Consider the following 18,230-nt stretch of genomic DNA (forward strand, 5'->3'; position numbering starts at 1 on the left):
CATGACATTGCAAACCTCTGTATTTTCATTAGAGCAAGCGTCGATGGAGCTGATTGAACGCAAGTTTCGTGAGAAGCAGCTGCTAGCTAAGGCGAGAGAGCATGAGCTGTTCGATATATTTCAGCAGCCGCTGACGGATGAAGAGACATGGGCGCTCAAATATTTGTACGCCTATATGCCTGTAAACGATATGGCTGATTATGACGGTACGTTATTTCTAAGCCATGTGCGGCAGACGCTGGACATTCGGGGAAAAGTGCCTTGGGGGAAACGGGTGCCGGATCATCTCTTCCTGCATTTTGTGTTGCCCTACCGTGTGAACACGGAGAACATCGAGGATTCACGCGGTATCTTGTACAGTGAACTGGCGGAGCGTACCGCGCATTTGTCGATGGAAGATGCGATTCTGGAGACGAACTACTGGTGCCATGAGAAGGCGAACTACATTGGCAGCGATCTGCGGACGATCTCGCCGCTTACGATGATTCGAAATGCTCGAGGCCGGTGTGGTGAGGAATCGACACTTGCTGTTGCAGCGCTTCGGAGCATTGGCATTCCTGCTCGCCAAGTGTACACCCCGCGCTGGGCACATTGTGACGATAACCATGCTTGGGTAGAAGCTTGGGCTGACGGGCAGTGGCACTATATCGGCGCCTGTGAGCCGGAAGCTCGCCTTGATCAAGGCTGGTTCACTCCTCCAGCCCGGCGGGCAATGCTGATCAATACTCGGGTATTCGCAAATTACCCGGGCCCTGAGGATATTACGCTTGCGGATAATTGGTTTACAGAAATTAATTTGCTTGAAGGTTATGCGCCTACTCGAAGCATCACTGTCGCTGTGAAGGATGAGCTGAACCAACCGGTCAGCGGCGCGAATGTTTATTTCGAGCTCTACAATATGGCTGAATTTTATCCGATTGCTGAGCTGAAGACAAACGAGCTGGGTGAGGCTGCGTTTAAGACAGGCTACGGAGATCTGTTGATTCGTGCTGTGATGGATGGCAAGTGGGGAGAAAAGAAGATTACAGTTAGTGATCGTGTGCGCTTCGATATCGTTCTGGATCAAGTGCAGCAGCCCGAAGTGATAACTGACTTTGATATGGTTCCACCTCCTGAACGTAATGGTAAAGCTCTCGATTTGCTTTCCGAGGAGAAGGTTCAGCGGCATAATAGCCGCCTGGAAGAAGGCACGAACATCCGCAGCAGCTATGAACAAACATTTCTAAGCGAAGCGCAGGCGTCGGATATTGCCGCGGCTGCTGGTCTTCCGCAGGAGCGGGTGTGGGATGTGCTGCGTAAGGCACGGGGAAATAGCCGCGAGATCGCAGCCTTCTTGCAGGAACGCTCCGCTGAATTTGGAGAATGGCCGCTTAAGCTGCTGGAGAGCTTGAACGAGAAAGATCTTTCCGATTCGTTCCGCAAGGAGCTTGACGATCATCTCATCGGTTCTCTGTCGCAGCGCGGCGAGCTTCCCGAAGACATCTTCTTGCGGTATATCCTTTGTCCGCGAGTGTTATATGAAATGATCGTGCCTTATAAGCATTTTTTCCAAGAGGTGTTTACTGAAGCCCAAGTGGTATCGTTCCGGCAAAATACTGCTGAGCTTATACGCCATCTGGATTCAGAGTGGTCGTTGTGGGAGGACCTTCCTAATCTGAAGGGCAGAGGCAACCCAGTTGGTACCTTTAAGATCAAGAAAGGGGATCAGGCTTCTCTCGATATTATGTTTGTGGCGATCTGCCGCAGCATAGGCATTCCAGCACGCTTGCATCCGAGTGAGCAGAAGCCGCAATACATGGCGATGGCTAACGGTGGCTGGCAGGATGCGTTATTTGCAAATCGAGCGATGCAGCAATTGGAGCAGAAGGAAAACGGCAAGCTGCGACTTCTTAAAGATAACAAGTCATCCGATGAAGCTCCGGCAGCTTCATACTCTGAGAACTTCACGTTCGCCCGGCTGGAGAACGGCATATATAAAACGTTGGTCTACCCTAATGGTAAATCAGATGTATATGATGAGCCGTTCGAGCTTGCGCAAGGCAGCTATCGATTGACCACAGGTATTCGGTTAAAGGATGGTACCGCATGCGTTCGCTTTTCCTATTTTGAGCTGCGTGCAGGAGAACAAATGGATATTCCGTTGACTTTCCGAAGTGCGAAGCAAGGTATTCCAGTACTCGGGACGCTGAACAGAAACGATACGTTTACGATGCTCGATGGTTCAGACCAATCGATTGGTGAGCTTATCGGTATGAATGGGGCGATTGTTGCTTGGCTGGAGCCAGAACGTGAGCCTACCAAACATTTATTCCGTGAACTTAGCGAGCTTGCTGAGCCTTTGACCGAGCTTGGAGCGCCGATTGTGCTTGTCGTAGGTGATTCCGAATGGACGGCATCTTTTGATCCTTCTCGTTATAAGGGATTGCCTTCGCGTACCGTGTTTGTTCGTGATTCCACTTATGCGTCTTTGCCGGACTTTATAGCAGTGCCGCCAGCTAGCGAAGCGGGTTTCCCGCATCTGCTCGTACTGGATAACCAAGATCAAATTCGTTATACAGCATCAGGATATAAGATCGGTACGGGAAAAGAAGCATTGCAGATTCTCACTAGCATATGGCAGCAGCCAACGAAACGGAGTGATACGTAATGGCAAGTCGAAAATATATTGTGGCGGGTTATGCATCAGATTCGAAGCTTCCAGATATGACGCGGGAAGATTTAACGAAGCTTACCCATTTGAATGTGGCATTTGGCCATGTGCGCAATGATGAAATTATTACAGAGCATTTGAAAAATATTGATGTTCTTCGCAAGATTAAACACGAGCATCCAGAGCTGACTATTCTATTGTCTGTCGGCGGATGGAGCGCAGGCGGGTTTTCTGAAGCTGCATCTACCGCTGAAGGGAGGAGCCGCTTCGCAGATTCGGCGGTTCGTGTATTAACCAACTTTCCATTCGATGGAGTCGATCTCGACTGGGAATATCCTTGTTATGGTGAAGCGGGCATAGCGTCGAGTCCAGATGATAAGACCAATTTTACTCTGCTGCTCAAAACCATCCGCGAAGCTTTGGACGAGAAGGGCGCAAGTGACGGAAAACATTATTTGCTTACGATTGCGGCAGGCGCGGACCAATATTACGTAGACGGTACGGAAATGGATCAAGTCCAGCAATACTTGGATTTTGTTCAGCTGATGACCTATGATATGCGCGGTGGATTTCAAATTTTAACGGGGCATCATACGAATCTGTATACTCCAACCGGGGATTTATTCCGCATCAGTACGGATGCATCCGTTAACTTGTTCATCCGAGCAGGCGTGCCGAAGGAAAAGATCGTTATTGGCGCGGCGTTTTATACTCGGGTTTGGCATAACGTTCCTAATCGTGCGAATGGGCTTCATCAAATGGCGGGCAGCACAGGCGGATATGGACCAGATTTCACCAAGCTTGCTGCGGAATACATCAATAAAAACAATTATGTTCGATATTGGGACGACGAAGCGAAGGCGCCATACCTCTACGACGGAAGCAGCTTTATCTCCTATGACGACGAACAATCGCTGCATCATAAATGTGAGTATGTGAAAGCGAGTGAGCTTGGCGGCGTAATGTTCTGGGAATACAGCTGCGATGAAACGCACCGTTTGCTCCACGCGATATATGAAGGACTTAAGGAGTAGCTGCATTGGGAAGTTGCTTTGCGGTACGGTGCGGCTCTGAAGCACAAGAGGAAGTCAGTTTTTCAAAATAAGCCTACTTTCTAGACCTATTTCCGCGAAAAGCTCATGTTTGTTGAAAATAGGTCTAGATTCTAGCGCTATTTTTACTCAATCAGCGAATAGTGGGGTATTTGGCGGGTTGTGGGAGGTAAAGTGTAAGAGGAGGTTGTCCCGCAAGTAGTATGATCTTGTGGGGCAACCTCCTCTTTAATCGTCCGATCAAACTTCTCATCAGCGCTAAACCTCGCCGTCTCCCGCACCGAAACCTAGCAGTTTCGGCTGGCGAAGCAGGCCCGTATCCGTAAACTCGAGTGCGGTCACCCTGCATGGGAAATGTACGGCAAGCCAGACTACGTCGGATTTCTTCATGCCTTGCGAAAGCGACGGGAAGGGGCAATCTCCCGGGTGGTCATGCATGAACTGGAGCAGCAGTTTTTTGGACGCGTTGTCGAGCCCCGACACATGCCCAATATATTTATTCTCATATTGCAGCACGAGGCTCGACACGAGGCCATCCCTTAATTTCACCCCAACAACGTCCGCGACGATTCGTACTTCCTTCCGTTTCTTGAACCAATCTTTATGGCCTTTGCCCTCGCTGTAAGGACTATCCAGACGCTTCGATATGAGCCCTTCCCACTCCCGCTCGATAAGCCATTCCCATAAGGACTGACCATCATCAAACAAGTCGGTGACGAACAGGCGCGGCGATTTTTCAGGAAACTTGGCAGCAAGCCTGCTGTAACGATCACGGAAGGGAAAGCTGCGCAAATCTTCACCGTTATCATTGAGCATATCAAACATGACGAATAAGAGATCATCATTGCCTGACCTTTTCTGTACACCTAGGCGGCTGCGCTGAAAGTTTGGACGAGTACCGTCAAAATAGACGATTTCACCATCAAGGATGCAAGGCCCAACACGCAGCGGAGACAAGAGAGCTACAATTTCAGGGAAAGTGGTATTTCTCGGCTCTACTCGTTTGGAAAATAGTTCAACACCGCCGCTGCCATCTAATCGAGCGAGCGTGCGAACGCCATCCCATTTGATTTGATATCCCCACTCCGAGCCAGTAGGGATATCGGGTGAAGTAACTGGCGCCATGGGCACCTTCGGCAGAGGAAGCAAAGACATCGTGTTCATTATCCGGCATCCTTCGTTTTTCTAGTGGTGCTCTTCCTTTTCTTTGGAGCAGCAGGTGGTGTTTTGGCCGCTTCGAGGGAAGCTTGAAGCGCTGCCATTAAGTCAATGACATTTGTCCGACCAACAGCCGGAGCCGAAACCATATCAACGCTTTCGCCCGCCATTTTATGCTGAATAGCTTCAAGCATGGCAGCCCGGTAATCATCGGTATATTTTTCAGGATGAAACGGTTCAGACAGCTGCTCAATGAGCTGTTTGGCCATTTGCAGTTCCTTTTCATTGACATTAGAAAGCCCAGGCAGGTTAGGCACTTCTGCTAGCGGCCGAATTTCATCTGGATAATGCATTGTCTCCATGCATAAGCAGTTTCCGACAACGCGAATCGCCGCCAAGCTGCTTTTGCTGCGGATCGATATTTTGGCGATGCCGATTTTACCTGTTTGCTTGATTGCTTCAAGCAGCAGCGTATAAGCTCCAGCCCCTGACATGTCGGGGGAGAGGTAATATGCTTTTTGATAATAGAGAGGATCGATATCCGTTAAATCGACAAAGTCGAGAATTTGAATAACCCGTGCAGATTCAGGCTTTAGCGCTTCAAGCTCCTCTTCATTAAAGAGGACAAACTTGTCCTTCTCGTATTCAAAACCTTTAGCGATATCCTCTGGTTTAACGGCTTCATCGCAGTGAGGACAAGTCTTCACATAGGAAATAGGCATGCCGCAAACCTTATGTATTTGGCGGAAATGAATATCCTTATCTTCTGTTGCTGTAAACATTTTAACAGGCACATGAACCAATCCAAAGCTAATCGCACCTTTCCAAACTGTATGCATACAATCCCCGCCCTGCTTTTTTTCCATAGGATGCGCGCGTTTGGTTAAAGTATACGAGGAATGGACAATCTCACCATATCAAGCCGATAACAAAAAGACCCTTCGCAAGCTCATTTGAACTTGTGAAAGGTCTCTATGCTAAAGCTATTTTTCGCTTTTTTGCTCGTTTTTGGCAAGCTGCTGCCGAAGCTCTGCATTTTTTGCAGCTAATTGTTTAGTTAAAGCAGCCTGCGAAGCATCAATTCTGGCTACCTCTTCGTTTAATTTCGTAATTTGAGTCATCTTGCTGCTAAGGTCGGTGGGGGAAGAGCTCATTTTGATGTTTTTTTGCAGTTGTTTTATTTTAGAGAGAGCTTTCTCTTTTTTGCTTTTATCGTTGCTGGTTTGCTGTTGCATGTCAGCGATTTCTCTTTTTAAGCGGCTGATAATGGATGTTGTGAAGCTAATGGACATAAGGGCACCTCATAATCGTATAGTGTTGCATCGCCCCATTTTACTATAAATCGCTCGTTTAAGCGAGAAAGAAAGACCCGGAAGAATGCCACCAAAATAAGGTGCTCTCCCGGGTCTCCGTTCATGCAAACGGTTTAGGCTGCTGCTTATTTATTGATTGAGCTCTTGTTTGTGTTCCTGACTGTCCATGCTGTTCACGCTGTTCATGCTTTTCTTGCGAACGGTCGGTCTAATAAATCGTCCAAGAAGCATAAATAATGGCGAGGTTTCGAGTTCGACAAGATTGAGCATCTCCGCCCAGTTAAAGATGACCAGAAACGGCAGTAATCCAATGGCCAGTATGCCGAATATCAGTCCGACGGAAACATTTCGAAGCATTTTACCAATTGTCATGCTCTCATCTCCAATCTTGCGGATTCTCTCACCTTTACATTATACGCCCCTTCCGAGGCGCCATTCAACCGTACCCTTCAATTGCCGATTATTAAGGAGCATACTTGTGCCAGCAAATCATACTGAAGTATTATTAAACCTTGTACCCCATATCGTGAACTCCGATCAACCTATAGAGCAACGATCATTCACGGGAAAGGAGCTTATTTTGAAGGCAAAAAGCTTGTACCGCAACTATGTCAAAAATAATCTTTTCATGAAAATGATTTTGTTGTTTGCATTGATCACAACAGTGACGATCGTAACCTTTTCGTATTTTATGTTTAATGTCATGTCAGAATCGATTGTACGCAATGAGCTTGAAAATCAGAAAAAAGCGATCGATAGCGTGAATAGTTACATGGCTCGTAAATTTGAATCGGTGGAGTCCATTATGCTTGATGTGTATCGGAATGAAGCCTTATCTCTTCATCTTACTTACTTTCTTCAAAATCCGTTCGAGGATTACATCAATTATCAATTGGATCAATATGCCTCTTCTATTAATATCGACATGCCGAAGGGGCTGGATTATTTTGAAAATAAGGTTGAAAATGATGCCGATATCGAGAACCTGCTGCTATACAGCTCGGAAAAGCAGTTTTTGTACGCATACAAGCAGGGGCATGTAACGAAGTTAATATCTACGAATGCCGCACATTCCTATATCCCGGATGCCATGGCGATGGAAGCAAGTAAAGTAACGCTGCCGAATGCATGGGTACGAACGGCAATTGGACAGCAGGATCCAAAGCTATTCGCGATACGTGTCCCCATTACGGACAAAAATACGTTGAAAAACCTAGGGCAGCTGCTCGTTTATTTCAACTCAGAACGGATTCAAAAAGCACTTGAGAGCTATAAAGAGCAATTAAAGGGCTACATTCTTGTCCTCGGACCAACAGGGGAAGTGCTCTTCGATTCCTCAGACAACTTTTATGGTAAACGGTACCCTTATATCGATAAAATTGATTCCTTGAATGACACTGTGATGCTTGAGCAGGAATCTTATGTCAAGATGTTCACGCAAACCGAAGCGGGTTATACCGTAGTTGGTGTAGCGCCAAAGGCGGAGGTAGCTGCTGCCTATCAAGGCTTGAAGCACACGATTACATTGATTAGTATCATTTGTATCATTATGGTGCTGCTAGTTCCGACCTTGGTTGTTATCAATTTCGCGAAACGAACGAATAAAATAATACGATTTATGCGCAAAGTGGAGAACGGCGACTTGTCCGCACGCATCCAAGACGAGAAAGAGGACGAGCTTGGGCAAATTTCCAGAAGCTTTAACGATATGCTCGGCGAGCTGACAAAGCATATCGACCGCGTCTATAAAGCGGAGATTAAACAAAAGCATACAGAGCTTGCTGCTCTGCAGGCTAGAGTGAATCCGCACTTTTTGTACAATACGCTCGAAGTGATTCGGATGCGGGCCGTATCGCAAGGAGCGAAGGACGTAGGCGAAATGATATACAGCTTATCGGTGTTATTCAAAAGCTTCGTTCAGCCCAAAGGTGAAAACACGCTCAAGGATGAGCTAGAAACTTCGCGCCTCTATTTGGAGCTGTTTCGGATTCGTTATAAGGATAAGCTTTCTTACGAAATTCATTGCGATCAGAGCTTGGCAAGCAAAAATATAATGCGAATGGCGCTGCAGCCGATCATTGAAAATTACGTTGTACATGGTCTAGAAGCGCGCAGGCCGGATAACCAAGTGAAAATAAATGTTCGGCAGATAGAGGATCGCATACAAATTCAAGTCGAGGATAATGGCAGAGGTATAGCGCCTGGGCGACTCGAGTCCATTCGTGAGTCGATGGACATGCTGGAGGAAAGCGGCGATTCTTTTGGTCTTCGCAGTGTGCATGAGAGACTGAGGCTGCTGTACGGAACGGAATATGGTGTTGAAATTAACAGCACGCCAGGCGTCGGAACGATCGTAACGATTGAATTCCCAGTGCTAGAGGAGGCGCAGCATGTATAGAGTATTTCTTGTAGATGACGAGCCGTTTATTATAGAAGGCTTGTACGACATTATTGATTGGGCGGCGTTTGGCCTTGAAGTCGTCGGTGCAGCGGAGAATGGCCAGGATGCGCTTGAAGCGTTAAAGGAGTCATCGGCTGATATTTTGCTTACGGATATTTCAATGCCTGTGATGGACGGCTTAACATTGATTCGTGAAGCACGGCAATTCCGGCCGGATTTGAAGGTCATTATTTTGAGCGGCTTCAACGAATTTGACTATATCAAGTCAGGGCTAAAGCTTGGTGTGGAAAATTATTTGCTTAAACCGATTAATATTGACGAGCTGCAAGAGACGCTGGCTAATACAATCGACAAATTGAACACGACAAGGCCTGACCGATTATTTAGTGATTATGATATTCGAATTCTTAGGGATAATATATTGTATCGGTGGCTGACTGGACGCATTGCGCCTAATGAGCTGATCGAACGTACCGATATGCTTGAAATCCGGATGGATGCTCCTTATCTTGTGACTGCGATTATTCGAACGGAAAGTCAGTTCGAGCCGTCCTATGAAGCCGTACAGCGGCTTGCCATGGAAGATTCGTCGATGCTGCCGTTTGTGGACATTGATGGCGACTTGGTTATCGTGTTTATGCTGGAGGACAAGGAGCAGGGTAAGGAAAAGGCGATAAGTATGCTTGAAAATATGCAGAAGCGGTTCGCTCCGAGCCCGATGCGTATTTCGCTTGGCAGTGTGGAGGCGGTAGGCGAGGGTGCGCCGCAAAGCTACGCGCATGCGAAGAAAGCGCAGGAATATTTCTTATTATCCGACGAGCCGGCTATTTTGGACTATAGCTTGTTGTCGGAGAAGAACAGCATTGAGAATGTAACGTCGCAGCCGCTGAATTGGTCCTTATTCTCGAAGCTGATTAAGGCGAAGGATCTAGAGCAGCTTCATGCGGCAATCGATGCTGAATTTGAGCATTATCAGACGCTGGACGGCGTTACGCCGGAATATATTCAAAGTATGGCCATTGAGATGATGATACGGTTCAAAATGGAGCTCAAAGAAATTAAGCAGGCAGATCAGCCTGAGCTGTTCAAAGCAGGTTTCACGCAAATCATGCAAGCCGAGACGATTGAAGGGCTCTCCTCCGTCGTCAAAGAAGCAGCTACCTTGACGGTGGATTCGCTTATGCGCGACGTGAAAAGCCCAATCATTCAGCTGCTGCTCGGATATGTGCATGAGAACTACGCCCAGGCGCTGTCGCTCAAATCGCTCAGCCAGCAATACAACATCCATCCTGTTTATCTCGGACATCTGTTTCAGAAGGAGACAAATGAAACCTTTACCGAGTACATAAACAAATATCGAATAGGCAAGGCTAAGGAAATGTTGAAGGAGACGAATCTGAAGGTGCAGGAAATTGCGCTTCAAGTCGGCTACTGGGAAACTGGATATTTTTACAAGCAATTTAAGAAATATGTTGGCATTTCGCCGACTGATTACAAAGGACTACTCTAATGCAAGATGGAGTTGTCCTTTCTTTCTTTAATTTGTACACCATACCTTTAATTTGTTCCCTATTTGAAAACCGTTACATCCGTTATTTTTAAGTTAGCCCTAAAACGCATCGCGAATTAAGGTCAGAGCAATAAAGTAAGCGTATGCTTACGCAATTGAATTGTGCTTCGTAACTAGACATAGGGAGGACTTACAATGATTAGAAACAAAAAGAGATTTATGCCGGCGCTTGCGCTGATGCTGGTCATGTCAATCGTGCTTAGCGCGTGCGGCGGAAGCAAAAACGAAGGTGAAGGCACTGCCGAGAAACCAGTAGAACTGCTCTGGTACACAATTGGTACGCCTCAAAAAGATGTGGACAAGGTTATGCAGGAAGTAAGCAAATATACAGCAGAAAAAATTGGTGTTACGGTTAAAATGAGCATGATCGACTGGGGCGATTACTCACAGAAGCTGCAAGTTATGACGGCTTCCGGTGAAGCAGTAGACATTATGTTTACGTCTTCATGGGCGTTTGATTACGTGCAGAACGCAAGAAAAGGCGCATTCATGCAAATCGATGATTTGTTGAAATCGCACGGTAAAGGCATCGTCGATACACTTGATCCTGCCTTCCTTGAAGGTTCCAAAATTGACGGCCACAACTATGGTATCCCTGCTAACAAAGAGCTGCCAGCACAAGAAGTATGGCGCTTTAACAAGCAGTATGTGGACAAATACAAAATCGATATTTCAAAAGTGAACACACTTGAGAGCCTTGAGCCATTGCTCAAAACGATCAAAGAAAACGAACAAGGCGTATATCCTTTCGCGGTTGATAAAAACCAAATGCCTTACGTGCCATATGACTATGTAATCGAGAAGCTGCCAATGGCTGTTTCCCTCGATACAAAGGATTACAAATTGGTTAACGTTCTAGATACACCAGAAATGAAACAAGCTTTGACTACAATGCACAAATATTATAAAGCTGGCTACATTCCAACTGAAGCAGCAACAATGGATTCGATGACAGATGTTCAAACGACTGGCAAATGGTTCTCAGACCGTGCGACAACTCAGCCTTTCGCTGACAACCTATGGTCTGCAAGCTATGGCTACCCAGTAGTTTCAACTCCTGCAAGCAAAGCGCTTATTTACAACTGGTCTGTTATGGGCTCGATGCAAGCTATTTCGGCTAACTCGAAATATCCTGAAAAAGCAATGGAATTCCTAAACTTGCTGAACACAGATCCTGTGCTTCGCAACATGATTGATTCCGGTATCGAAAACGTTCACTACAAGAAAACAGGCGACAATGTTATGGAAAACCTTGATGAGTCAAAAAACTATGACATGCCAACATTCTCACTCGGCAACGTGATGCTTACGTACTTGAATACAACAGATCCTACGAACAAGTGGGAAGAGTTCAAGAAGTTTAACGATGCAGGAACACCAGCACCTCTTCTTGGCTTCAACTTCGATCCGTCGAAAGTAACGACAGAAATTGCTTCCGTACAAAACGTAAGAGAAGAGTTCTGGGCACCGCTTATGACAGGAACAGTTGATCCTGAGACTTACATCAAACGTGCAAATGAGAAATTTAAAGCAGCTGGACTTGATAAAATCATGGCTGAAGCACAACGTCAGCTTGACGAATGGAAAGCGGCGAACAAGTAAACATGCGGGAGGTATGAAGCGAATGCACGGCATTCGTTTCATACCTTTGCTCATTAATCTGACAACTGAGAGGTGATCACGTGGGAGCCATAGGACGGTTTTTCAAAGATATTAATAAAAATAAAGCGATGTTGATTATGGTGCTGCCAGCAACAATCTGGTTCATCTTCTTCTCTTATTTGCCGATGGCCGGTATGGTTATTGCGTTTAAGGAGTACAGATACAGCCGGGATGGATTTCTTGCCAGCATTATCGAGAGCAAGTGGGTAGGCCTGCAAAACTTTAAATTTCTATTCAGTACCAATGATGCTTACATCATTACACGCAATACCGTCGTTTATAACATCTTCTTTATCGTGCTTGGTCTAGTCATTGCCGTTGCAATGGCGATTATGCTGGCTGAGATTACGAACAAGAAATTAGCAAAAGTATACCAAACAGGTATGTTTCTTCCATACTTCTTATCATGGGTTATCGTCGGTTATTTCGTATTCAGCTTCCTGAGCTTGGATAAAGGCGTTGTGAACCAAGTGTTCAACTGGTTCGGCATCGATCCGATAAACTGGTACTCTGATCCAACCTATTGGCCGATTATTATCGTCGTCGTATTTCTTTGGAAATCAGTCGGCTACAACAGTGTCATCTATTTGGCAGCCATCATGGGTATTGATAAATCCCTTTATGAAGCGGCAATGATCGATGGCGCAAATAAATGGCAGCAAATTCGCAGCATTACGATCCCGATGCTTACACCGCTCATTACAATATTGACGCTGCTTGCAATCGGTAAAATCTTCTATGCGGATTTCGGACTGTTCTATCAAGTGCCAAGGGACTCTGGAACACTCTACAGCGTAACGAATGTTATCGATACTTATGTGTATCGCGGATTGAAATCAACTGGTGAAATCGGTATGAGTACAGCAGCAGGCTTGTATCAGTCGATCATTGGATTTGTACTCGTTATTACATCGAACGGAATTGTTCGTAAATTCAACAAAGACAATGCTTTGTTCTAGTCTAAAGGCTATACTGCTGGAACAAGCATTGCGCAGGGAGGAAAACCGCTATGTCCGCTCAAACGAAAACCCGCGACTTTCATAGGTTGACGCCCATTTGGAATATAGGATTCCATTCCGTGGCTGGTATTTTTGCATTGTTATGTGTATTTCCTTTTTTATTCGTCACCATCATTTCGTTTACGGATGAGGCGACGCTAGCTAAAAACGGCTATTCGCTTTTTCCTGAAAAATGGAGCTTTGAGGCTTACAGCTATTTATTTAAAGCGGGGGATCAACTGCTTCGCTCTTATGGGGTAACGATAGCTGTTACCGTTATTGGTACTGTCATTGGTGTTGTATGTACAGCGCTTTTCGCTTACGCAATCTCACGCAAAAGCTTTAAATATCGCGGTTTCTTCGCATTTTTCGCCTTTTTTACGATGCTATTTAACGGTGGTCTCGTGCCGTCTTATATTGTTGTTACACAGCTGCTTGGACTTAAAGACTCCATTTGGGCGCTTATTTTACCGCTTGCGGTCAACGCTTTCTACATTATGATCCTAAGGACATTCTTCTCGACCATGGTGCCAGATGCTATTATAGAATCAGGCAAAATCGATGGTGCGGGAGAATTTGGAACCTTCTTCAAGCTGGTGCTGCCTTTGTCGCTTCCAGGGCTTGCAACCATCGCTTTGTTCAGTACACTAGGCTATTGGAATGATTGGTTTAACGCCTTGCTGTACATTAACACGCCGAATTTAGTGCCGCTTCAGTCGATGCTGATGCGGATCGAGAATAGTATGCAATTCATTATGCAAAACTCGCAAAATGCATCGCTCAGCACCGGTTTGCTGCAGTCGATGCCGCAGGATACTTCGCGTATGGCGATGGTGGTGCTGGCAACAGGCCCAATCGTATTCGCTTATCCTTTCTTCCAAAGATATTTCATTCAAGGCTTGACGGTTGGTGCCGTTAAGGAATAATTACGAATTATATTTCTAAAGGAGCAAATACGATGGAGCAATTTAGATTACCGAAAATTCCGATGCCTGAGCTAACGCTGCCGCAGGCGATTCAAGACGTGCTGAAGGAAGCGGAGCAGAAGCTGGCACATCGCCCGAAGCTGCTTCAATTGTTCAAAAATTGCTTTCCGAATACGCTGGAAACAACGACAAAGCTGATGGACGATGGCACGACATTTGTAATCACTGGCGATATCCCTGCGATGTGGCTTCGTGATTCCGTCGAGCAAGTGATGCACTACGTTCCATTCGCAAAACATGATAAAGATTTGCAAAGAATTCTTAGTGGTTTGATTAAACGCCATATTTCCTATATTCAAATCGACCCTTATGCGAATGCGTTCAATGAGTCCGCTAATGATTGGCACTGGAATACTACGGATGAAACTGATATGTCTCCATGGGTATGGGAGCGCAAGTTCGAGCTTGACTCCATTTGTTTCTCCATGCGCCTCGCGCATGCTTACTGGAAAGAAACGGAGCTGACGGATATTTTCGATTCCGGCTTTAAAGCAGCGATGCGCCGCATCGTAGAGCTTTGGAAGACAGAACAGCGCCATTTTGAACAATCGCCTTATCGTTTTACTCGTGATAATGGCATTCCAACTGATTCACTTCGCAATTCTGGTCTAGGCATGCCTGTAAATTATACGGGTATGATTTGGTCAGGCTTCCGTCCAAGCGATGATGCATGTGATTTCCATTACAACATCCCGGATAACATGTTTGCGGTTGTTACGCTTCGTCAAATGGAGGAAATAGCGGAATGGGTATTCCGTGACATGGATTTCCTTAAAGAATTGAAAAAGCTAGAAGAGGATGTCAACCATGGCATTCAGCTTTACGGTATTTATCAGCATCCGGAATTCGGACCTATTTATGCTTATGAAACGGATGGTTTCGGCAACTACTGCTTGATGGATGATGCAGGAACTCCGGGCTTGATCTCGATCCCATACCTTGGTTATGTGGATGCAGAAGATCCGATTTATGTGAATACGAGAAAGTTTGCTCTAAGCAAACATAACCCTTTCTACTATGAAGGAACGGCAGCAAAAGGTATCGGCAGCCCGCATACGCCTCCAGGCTACATCTGGCATATGGCATTGTCGATGCAAGGCATTACAGCTACTAGCAGCGAAGAAAAGCTAGATTTGATTGCGATGCTGGAAGCGACTGACGCGGACACAGGCTACATGCACGAAGGTTTCCATGCGGATGATCCAACTGTGTTCACGCGCAAATGGTTCGCTTGGTCGAACAGTCTTTTCTCACAGCTTGTCTATCAAGCGATGAAGGATGAGATTCTATGAGCATGATTATTTTCTATGATCCATCGTTTCCAATCGATTCTCGCATAAGCTCGGATGCGGAAGGACAGCTTCTGCAAATCGGCAGCGTCGTTCGCGCGAATAATCTTGGAGCGGCACTCGCTGCTGCAGATGGCGGAAGCTTTATAAATATGCATGCACCGTATTTCCCTAAGCAAGCATGGTCTGAAATTTTAGCCTACTTAAAGCGCGGTGGAGGTTTAATCAGCATCGGCGGCGTTCCATTCAAAAAACCAGTTTCAAAAAACGAAGCTGGCGTTTGGGAGCCAGAATCTGAGCAAACCGCTTATCACCGCGAGCTTCATATTCATGAGGCTTTGCCTGTAGATGCAGCACCGATTATGAAATTGCGTGCGATGGAAGATCTTCCGCTGCTGCAAGGCAAAGAATCCATGTTTGAGGTTTCAAGTACTTGGAATCTAGTGCCTCATGTAACCAAAACGAGTGATTTGCCGCATCAGATGGGTTCTGCTGGACCGATGGACGCACAATTGTACCCGCTTCTAAAGGGTGTTTCAGCAGAAGGAAGAGAAGTTGCAGCACCTGTCGTACTATGGGAGAACACAAAGGGAATGTTCGCAGGCGCGCGCTGGTTGTTCGTAAATCAGCCGTTAACGGAGCTATTCTGGCAAAGCGGAGGAGCGGACGAGCTTCGCCGCTGGTCGGAATTCTGCTCAGCGGGCGTAACAGAGCTGTGGCTGAAACCTAATTATGCGTCCTTCGAGCTGGATGAGCGTGCGATGCTGACGCTGCAAGTACAGAAGCTTAGCCGTTCTGCTTCTGCGACAGATTTGCCAGCTGTAAGCTGGAACTTTTCGATTACGATCCAGCATGAAAGCAAGCCAGATGAGCGGTGGACGAGCAGCATCAATGCGGATGCAGCGAGCAAACAGCTTATCGTTCGTATTCCCGTTCCTCTAGCAATCGTGAGCGGTTACTACAAGGTGGACTGTATCGCGGAGTCAACGGATGGAGAAGTACGTATTCTTCGCCAAGGCTTCTGGGGATTTGATGCTGAGCTGCTTGCAGAGGGAACTCCGGTCACGAGCGAACGCGATTATTTCGTAAAAGACGGCAGACCGATGCCAGTTGTCGGCATGACCTACATGACATCGGATGTTGCGCGCAAGTTTTTATTTTTGCCAAACGCATCGGTTTGGGATCGTGATATGGCGCAGATGCGCAAAGCAGGCATCAACTGGATTAGAACCGGCATATGGACGGCTTATCGCAATATAATGCAGGTTGATGGCCATGCATCAGAAGAGGCGCTTCGCTCCATTGATGCGTTTCTGCTTACAGCCAAACGCCATGACTTACAGGTAACCTTTACTTTCTTCTCATTCACTCCGGAAACTTGGGAAGGCCAAAATCCTTATCTCGATCCGCGGAGTTTAGAAGCACAGAAACGGTTTATCCGCTCGATCATTTCGCGCCACAAACAATCGAAGCATGTTGATTGGGATTTAATTAACGAGCCGTCAATGTTTGATCCTCCTCGTATTTTTTCTGATGGACCAAGATCAGCACGCGATCCATTCGAGCAGGCGGCCTATGCAGCTTGGCTTAAGGAACGTCACGAATCTGTAGAGAAGCTGCAGAAGCTATGGAATATGACGCCAGAGCAGCTGCCGAGCTTTGAAGCGGTGAAAGTGCCTGAGCCAGAGGAAATCAATTTTGACGTTCAAGATATGCATCAAGGCAAGAAGGGTACGCGCTGGCTTGATTATGTATTGTTCTCCATGGATATGCACAATCGCTGGGCACAGGAGCTGTACCAGGCCATTAAAGAAGAATGCCCAGATCATATGGTTACAGTCGGACAGGATGAAGCGCTTGGCGCGCAGAGGCCTTCACCATTCTTCTATGGCGAGGCTGTCGATTATACAACTGTGCATTCCTGGTGGTTGAATGATCATTTGGTTTGGGACAGTATTTTTGCTAAGACGGCAGACAAGCCGAATTTGGTGCAGGAAACGGGCATTATGTACGTGGAAACACCAGAAGGACGCGCGAAACGTTCGGAAGCAGAACTACGCGATATTCTTGAGCGCAAATATGCCTATGCTTTTGCAACAGGTGGCGCAGGTGCGGTGCAATGGATTTGGAATACGAATTTCTATATGGACAATGCGAATGAATCGCACATTGGCGCACTTCGTGCAGATGGCACGGAGAAACCTGAGGCAAATGTATCGTATGATTTCGGACGCTTCATGGGTGAAATCAGAGATTTGTTCAGAGGGCGGGAGCTTGAGGATACCGCAGTTGTTTTCCCTTATTCCAATGATTTCTCCAATCGCAAGCTGGCATTTGATGCAACAACTAAAGCAACGCGAGTGCTGGCTTATGAGCTGAACAAGCCATTCCGCGGCGCTTCGGAATATCACCTGGACGAGCTGGAAGCAAATCCGGTTAAGCTTGTTATTGTACCAAGTGCCCATAATATAGAAGATGCTGCAATGAACCAGCTGCTTAGTTACGTTGAACGTACAGGAGCAACTTTGCTGCTGACGGGTCCAACAAGCCTTGATGCATACTGGCGTCAAGTCGATCGTCATGCTGAGTTGTTTGGATCAAGAGAGCTTGTCAATGTACGCCGCGAAGAACTGCTTCGCATCGGTGATCGTTTGCTGCCTGTTTCTTATGGCAATCGGAGAATTGCTCAGGTATGGAAGGAAGCGCAAAAAGGAACGTCTGCAGCTGAAGTCGATCAGCTTATCGAGCTATCGCACGGCAAAGGAAACATCCTTTGGTGTCCGCTGCCAGTAGAGCTGAATGATCGTATTGAGCCGATCTCAGCCATTTATGAGTTTGCGCTCACCTATGCAGGCTGCAGCGTGGAGCTGGATTGGATTAAAGGCGGGCAACTGCCAGGCGTTTATGGTCGTAAATTGTCCTTCCAAGACGGCGCGTTATTCACATTCGTATCCGAGTTCAGCTTGGATGTTGATATTGAGGTGAAAGACCCTGTAACCGGCGTTTCCTACGCTTTTACGCTGGAGAAGGAGCGGTCTGTACTCTTTGCAGTGGATAAAAACGGTCAGCTGCTGTCCGTTTACCGACCTGATCAGGTAAATGTGAATGTAATTCCTGCAAACAACGATTAACAAGAAGAGGTGTTCTAGTG

Annotated in this window: 13 protein-coding genes; 9 read left to right on the top strand and 4 right to left on the bottom strand. The window is 46.5% G+C overall.

The window, feature by feature from the left end; translation table 11 throughout:
- The first annotated feature begins 1 nt into the window (after nucleotide 1).
- Together AC1DOV_RS22650 and AC1DOV_RS22655 are read left to right on the top strand one after the other, a co-directional pair.
- On the top strand, nucleotides 2-2,647 hold the full coding sequence (locus tag AC1DOV_RS22650) for a transglutaminase-like domain-containing protein (protein ID WP_477551152.1): 2,646 nt from the start codon (nucleotides 2-4) through the stop codon (nucleotides 2,645-2,647).
- Complete coding sequence (locus AC1DOV_RS22655; RefSeq protein WP_441877209.1) at nucleotides 2,647-3,684, top strand: glycoside hydrolase family 18 protein; 1,038 nt, start codon at nucleotides 2,647-2,649, stop codon at nucleotides 3,682-3,684. The genes AC1DOV_RS22650 and AC1DOV_RS22655 overlap by 1 nt, the downstream gene beginning before the upstream one ends.
- Nucleotides 3,685-3,960: 276 nt before the next feature.
- Here the strand turns inward: AC1DOV_RS22655 and AC1DOV_RS22660 are convergent, their stop codons facing one another.
- The 4 genes from AC1DOV_RS22660 to AC1DOV_RS22675 all read right to left on the bottom strand — a co-directional run bounded on the left by AC1DOV_RS22660 (nucleotide 3,961) and on the right by AC1DOV_RS22675 (nucleotide 6,545).
- Nucleotides 3,961-4,866, bottom strand: a complete 906-nt coding sequence (locus AC1DOV_RS22660) for an ATP-dependent DNA ligase (RefSeq protein ID WP_475446736.1) — start codon at nucleotides 4,864-4,866, stop codon at nucleotides 3,961-3,963.
- Nucleotides 4,866-5,699 (bottom strand): non-homologous end joining protein Ku, encoded by an 834-nt coding sequence (gene ku, locus AC1DOV_RS22665; protein ID WP_441877203.1) that lies wholly within the window; start codon nucleotides 5,697-5,699, stop codon nucleotides 4,866-4,868. The genes AC1DOV_RS22660 and ku overlap by 1 nt, the downstream gene beginning before the upstream one ends.
- Before the next feature lie 144 nt (nucleotides 5,700-5,843).
- The gene (locus AC1DOV_RS22670) at nucleotides 5,844-6,152 is read right to left on the bottom strand and encodes a hypothetical protein (protein ID WP_441877200.1); all 309 of its coding nucleotides are present in this window, start codon (nucleotides 6,150-6,152) and stop codon (nucleotides 5,844-5,846) included.
- A gap of 150 nt (nucleotides 6,153-6,302) precedes the next feature.
- Nucleotides 6,303-6,545 carry a hypothetical protein gene (locus tag AC1DOV_RS22675; protein ID WP_339207313.1) on the bottom strand — a complete coding sequence of 81 codons (243 nt, stop codon included), beginning with the start codon at nucleotides 6,543-6,545 and terminating at the stop codon, nucleotides 6,303-6,305.
- Between the two features lie 106 nt (nucleotides 6,546-6,651).
- Between AC1DOV_RS22675 and AC1DOV_RS22680 the strand changes: the two genes are divergently transcribed.
- From AC1DOV_RS22680 to AC1DOV_RS22710, 7 genes are all read left to right on the top strand, one after another.
- Nucleotides 6,652-8,571, top strand: a complete 1,920-nt coding sequence (locus AC1DOV_RS22680) for a sensor histidine kinase (RefSeq protein ID WP_441877197.1) — start codon at nucleotides 6,652-6,654, stop codon at nucleotides 8,569-8,571.
- Nucleotides 8,564-10,084, top strand: a complete 1,521-nt coding sequence (locus AC1DOV_RS22685) for a response regulator (RefSeq protein ID WP_441877194.1) — start codon at nucleotides 8,564-8,566, stop codon at nucleotides 10,082-10,084. The genes AC1DOV_RS22680 and AC1DOV_RS22685 overlap by 8 nt, the downstream gene beginning before the upstream one ends.
- 195 nt (nucleotides 10,085-10,279) lie before the next feature.
- Nucleotides 10,280-11,746 (top strand): ABC transporter substrate-binding protein, encoded by a 1,467-nt coding sequence (locus AC1DOV_RS22690; RefSeq protein ID WP_441877191.1) that lies wholly within the window; start codon nucleotides 10,280-10,282, stop codon nucleotides 11,744-11,746.
- 80 nt (nucleotides 11,747-11,826) lie between these two features.
- On the top strand, nucleotides 11,827-12,765 hold the full coding sequence (locus tag AC1DOV_RS22695; protein ID WP_179089866.1) for an ABC transporter permease: 939 nt from the start codon (nucleotides 11,827-11,829) through the stop codon (nucleotides 12,763-12,765).
- Nucleotides 12,766-12,815: 50 nt separating this feature from the next.
- Nucleotides 12,816-13,730, top strand: a complete 915-nt coding sequence (locus AC1DOV_RS22700; protein WP_076269714.1) for a carbohydrate ABC transporter permease — start codon at nucleotides 12,816-12,818, stop codon at nucleotides 13,728-13,730.
- Nucleotides 13,731-13,762: 32 nt separating this feature from the next.
- Nucleotides 13,763-15,082, top strand: a complete 1,320-nt coding sequence (locus AC1DOV_RS22705) for a glycoside hydrolase family 125 protein (protein WP_076269715.1) — start codon at nucleotides 13,763-13,765, stop codon at nucleotides 15,080-15,082.
- On the top strand, nucleotides 15,079-18,210 hold the full coding sequence (locus tag AC1DOV_RS22710; protein WP_477551153.1) for a beta-galactosidase: 3,132 nt from the start codon (nucleotides 15,079-15,081) through the stop codon (nucleotides 18,208-18,210). The genes AC1DOV_RS22705 and AC1DOV_RS22710 overlap by 4 nt, the downstream gene beginning before the upstream one ends.
- The last annotated feature ends 20 nt before the right edge of the window (nucleotides 18,211-18,230 follow it).

The organism is Paenibacillus sp. 01T47 (genome assembly GCF_056398245.1).

Bases quoted from the DNA above. Each gene is read 5' to 3' on its own strand.
- AC1DOV_RS22660 (WP_475446736.1), bottom strand. From the start codon at position 4,866: ATGAACACGATGTCTTTGCTTCCTCTGCCGAAGGTGCCCATGGCGCCA.
- AC1DOV_RS22705 (WP_076269715.1), top strand. From the start codon at position 13,763: ATGGAGCAATTTAGATTACCGAAAATTCCGATGCCTGAGCTAACGCTG.
- AC1DOV_RS22655 (WP_441877209.1), top strand. From the start codon at position 2,647: ATGGCAAGTCGAAAATATATTGTGGCGGGTTATGCATCAGATTCGAAG.
- AC1DOV_RS22650 (WP_477551152.1), top strand. From the start codon at position 2: ATGACATTGCAAACCTCTGTATTTTCATTAGAGCAAGCGTCGATGGAG.
- AC1DOV_RS22675 (WP_339207313.1), bottom strand. From the start codon at position 6,545: ATGACAATTGGTAAAATGCTTCGAAATGTTTCCGTCGGACTGATATTC.
- AC1DOV_RS22670 (WP_441877200.1), bottom strand. From the start codon at position 6,152: ATGTCCATTAGCTTCACAACATCCATTATCAGCCGCTTAAAAAGAGAA.
- AC1DOV_RS22710 (WP_477551153.1), top strand. From the start codon at position 15,079: ATGAGCATGATTATTTTCTATGATCCATCGTTTCCAATCGATTCTCGC.
- AC1DOV_RS22700 (WP_076269714.1), top strand. From the start codon at position 12,816: ATGTCCGCTCAAACGAAAACCCGCGACTTTCATAGGTTGACGCCCATT.
- ku (WP_441877203.1), bottom strand. From the start codon at position 5,699: ATGCATACAGTTTGGAAAGGTGCGATTAGCTTTGGATTGGTTCATGTG.
- AC1DOV_RS22690 (WP_441877191.1), top strand. From the start codon at position 10,280: ATGATTAGAAACAAAAAGAGATTTATGCCGGCGCTTGCGCTGATGCTG.
- AC1DOV_RS22685 (WP_441877194.1), top strand. From the start codon at position 8,564: ATGTATAGAGTATTTCTTGTAGATGACGAGCCGTTTATTATAGAAGGC.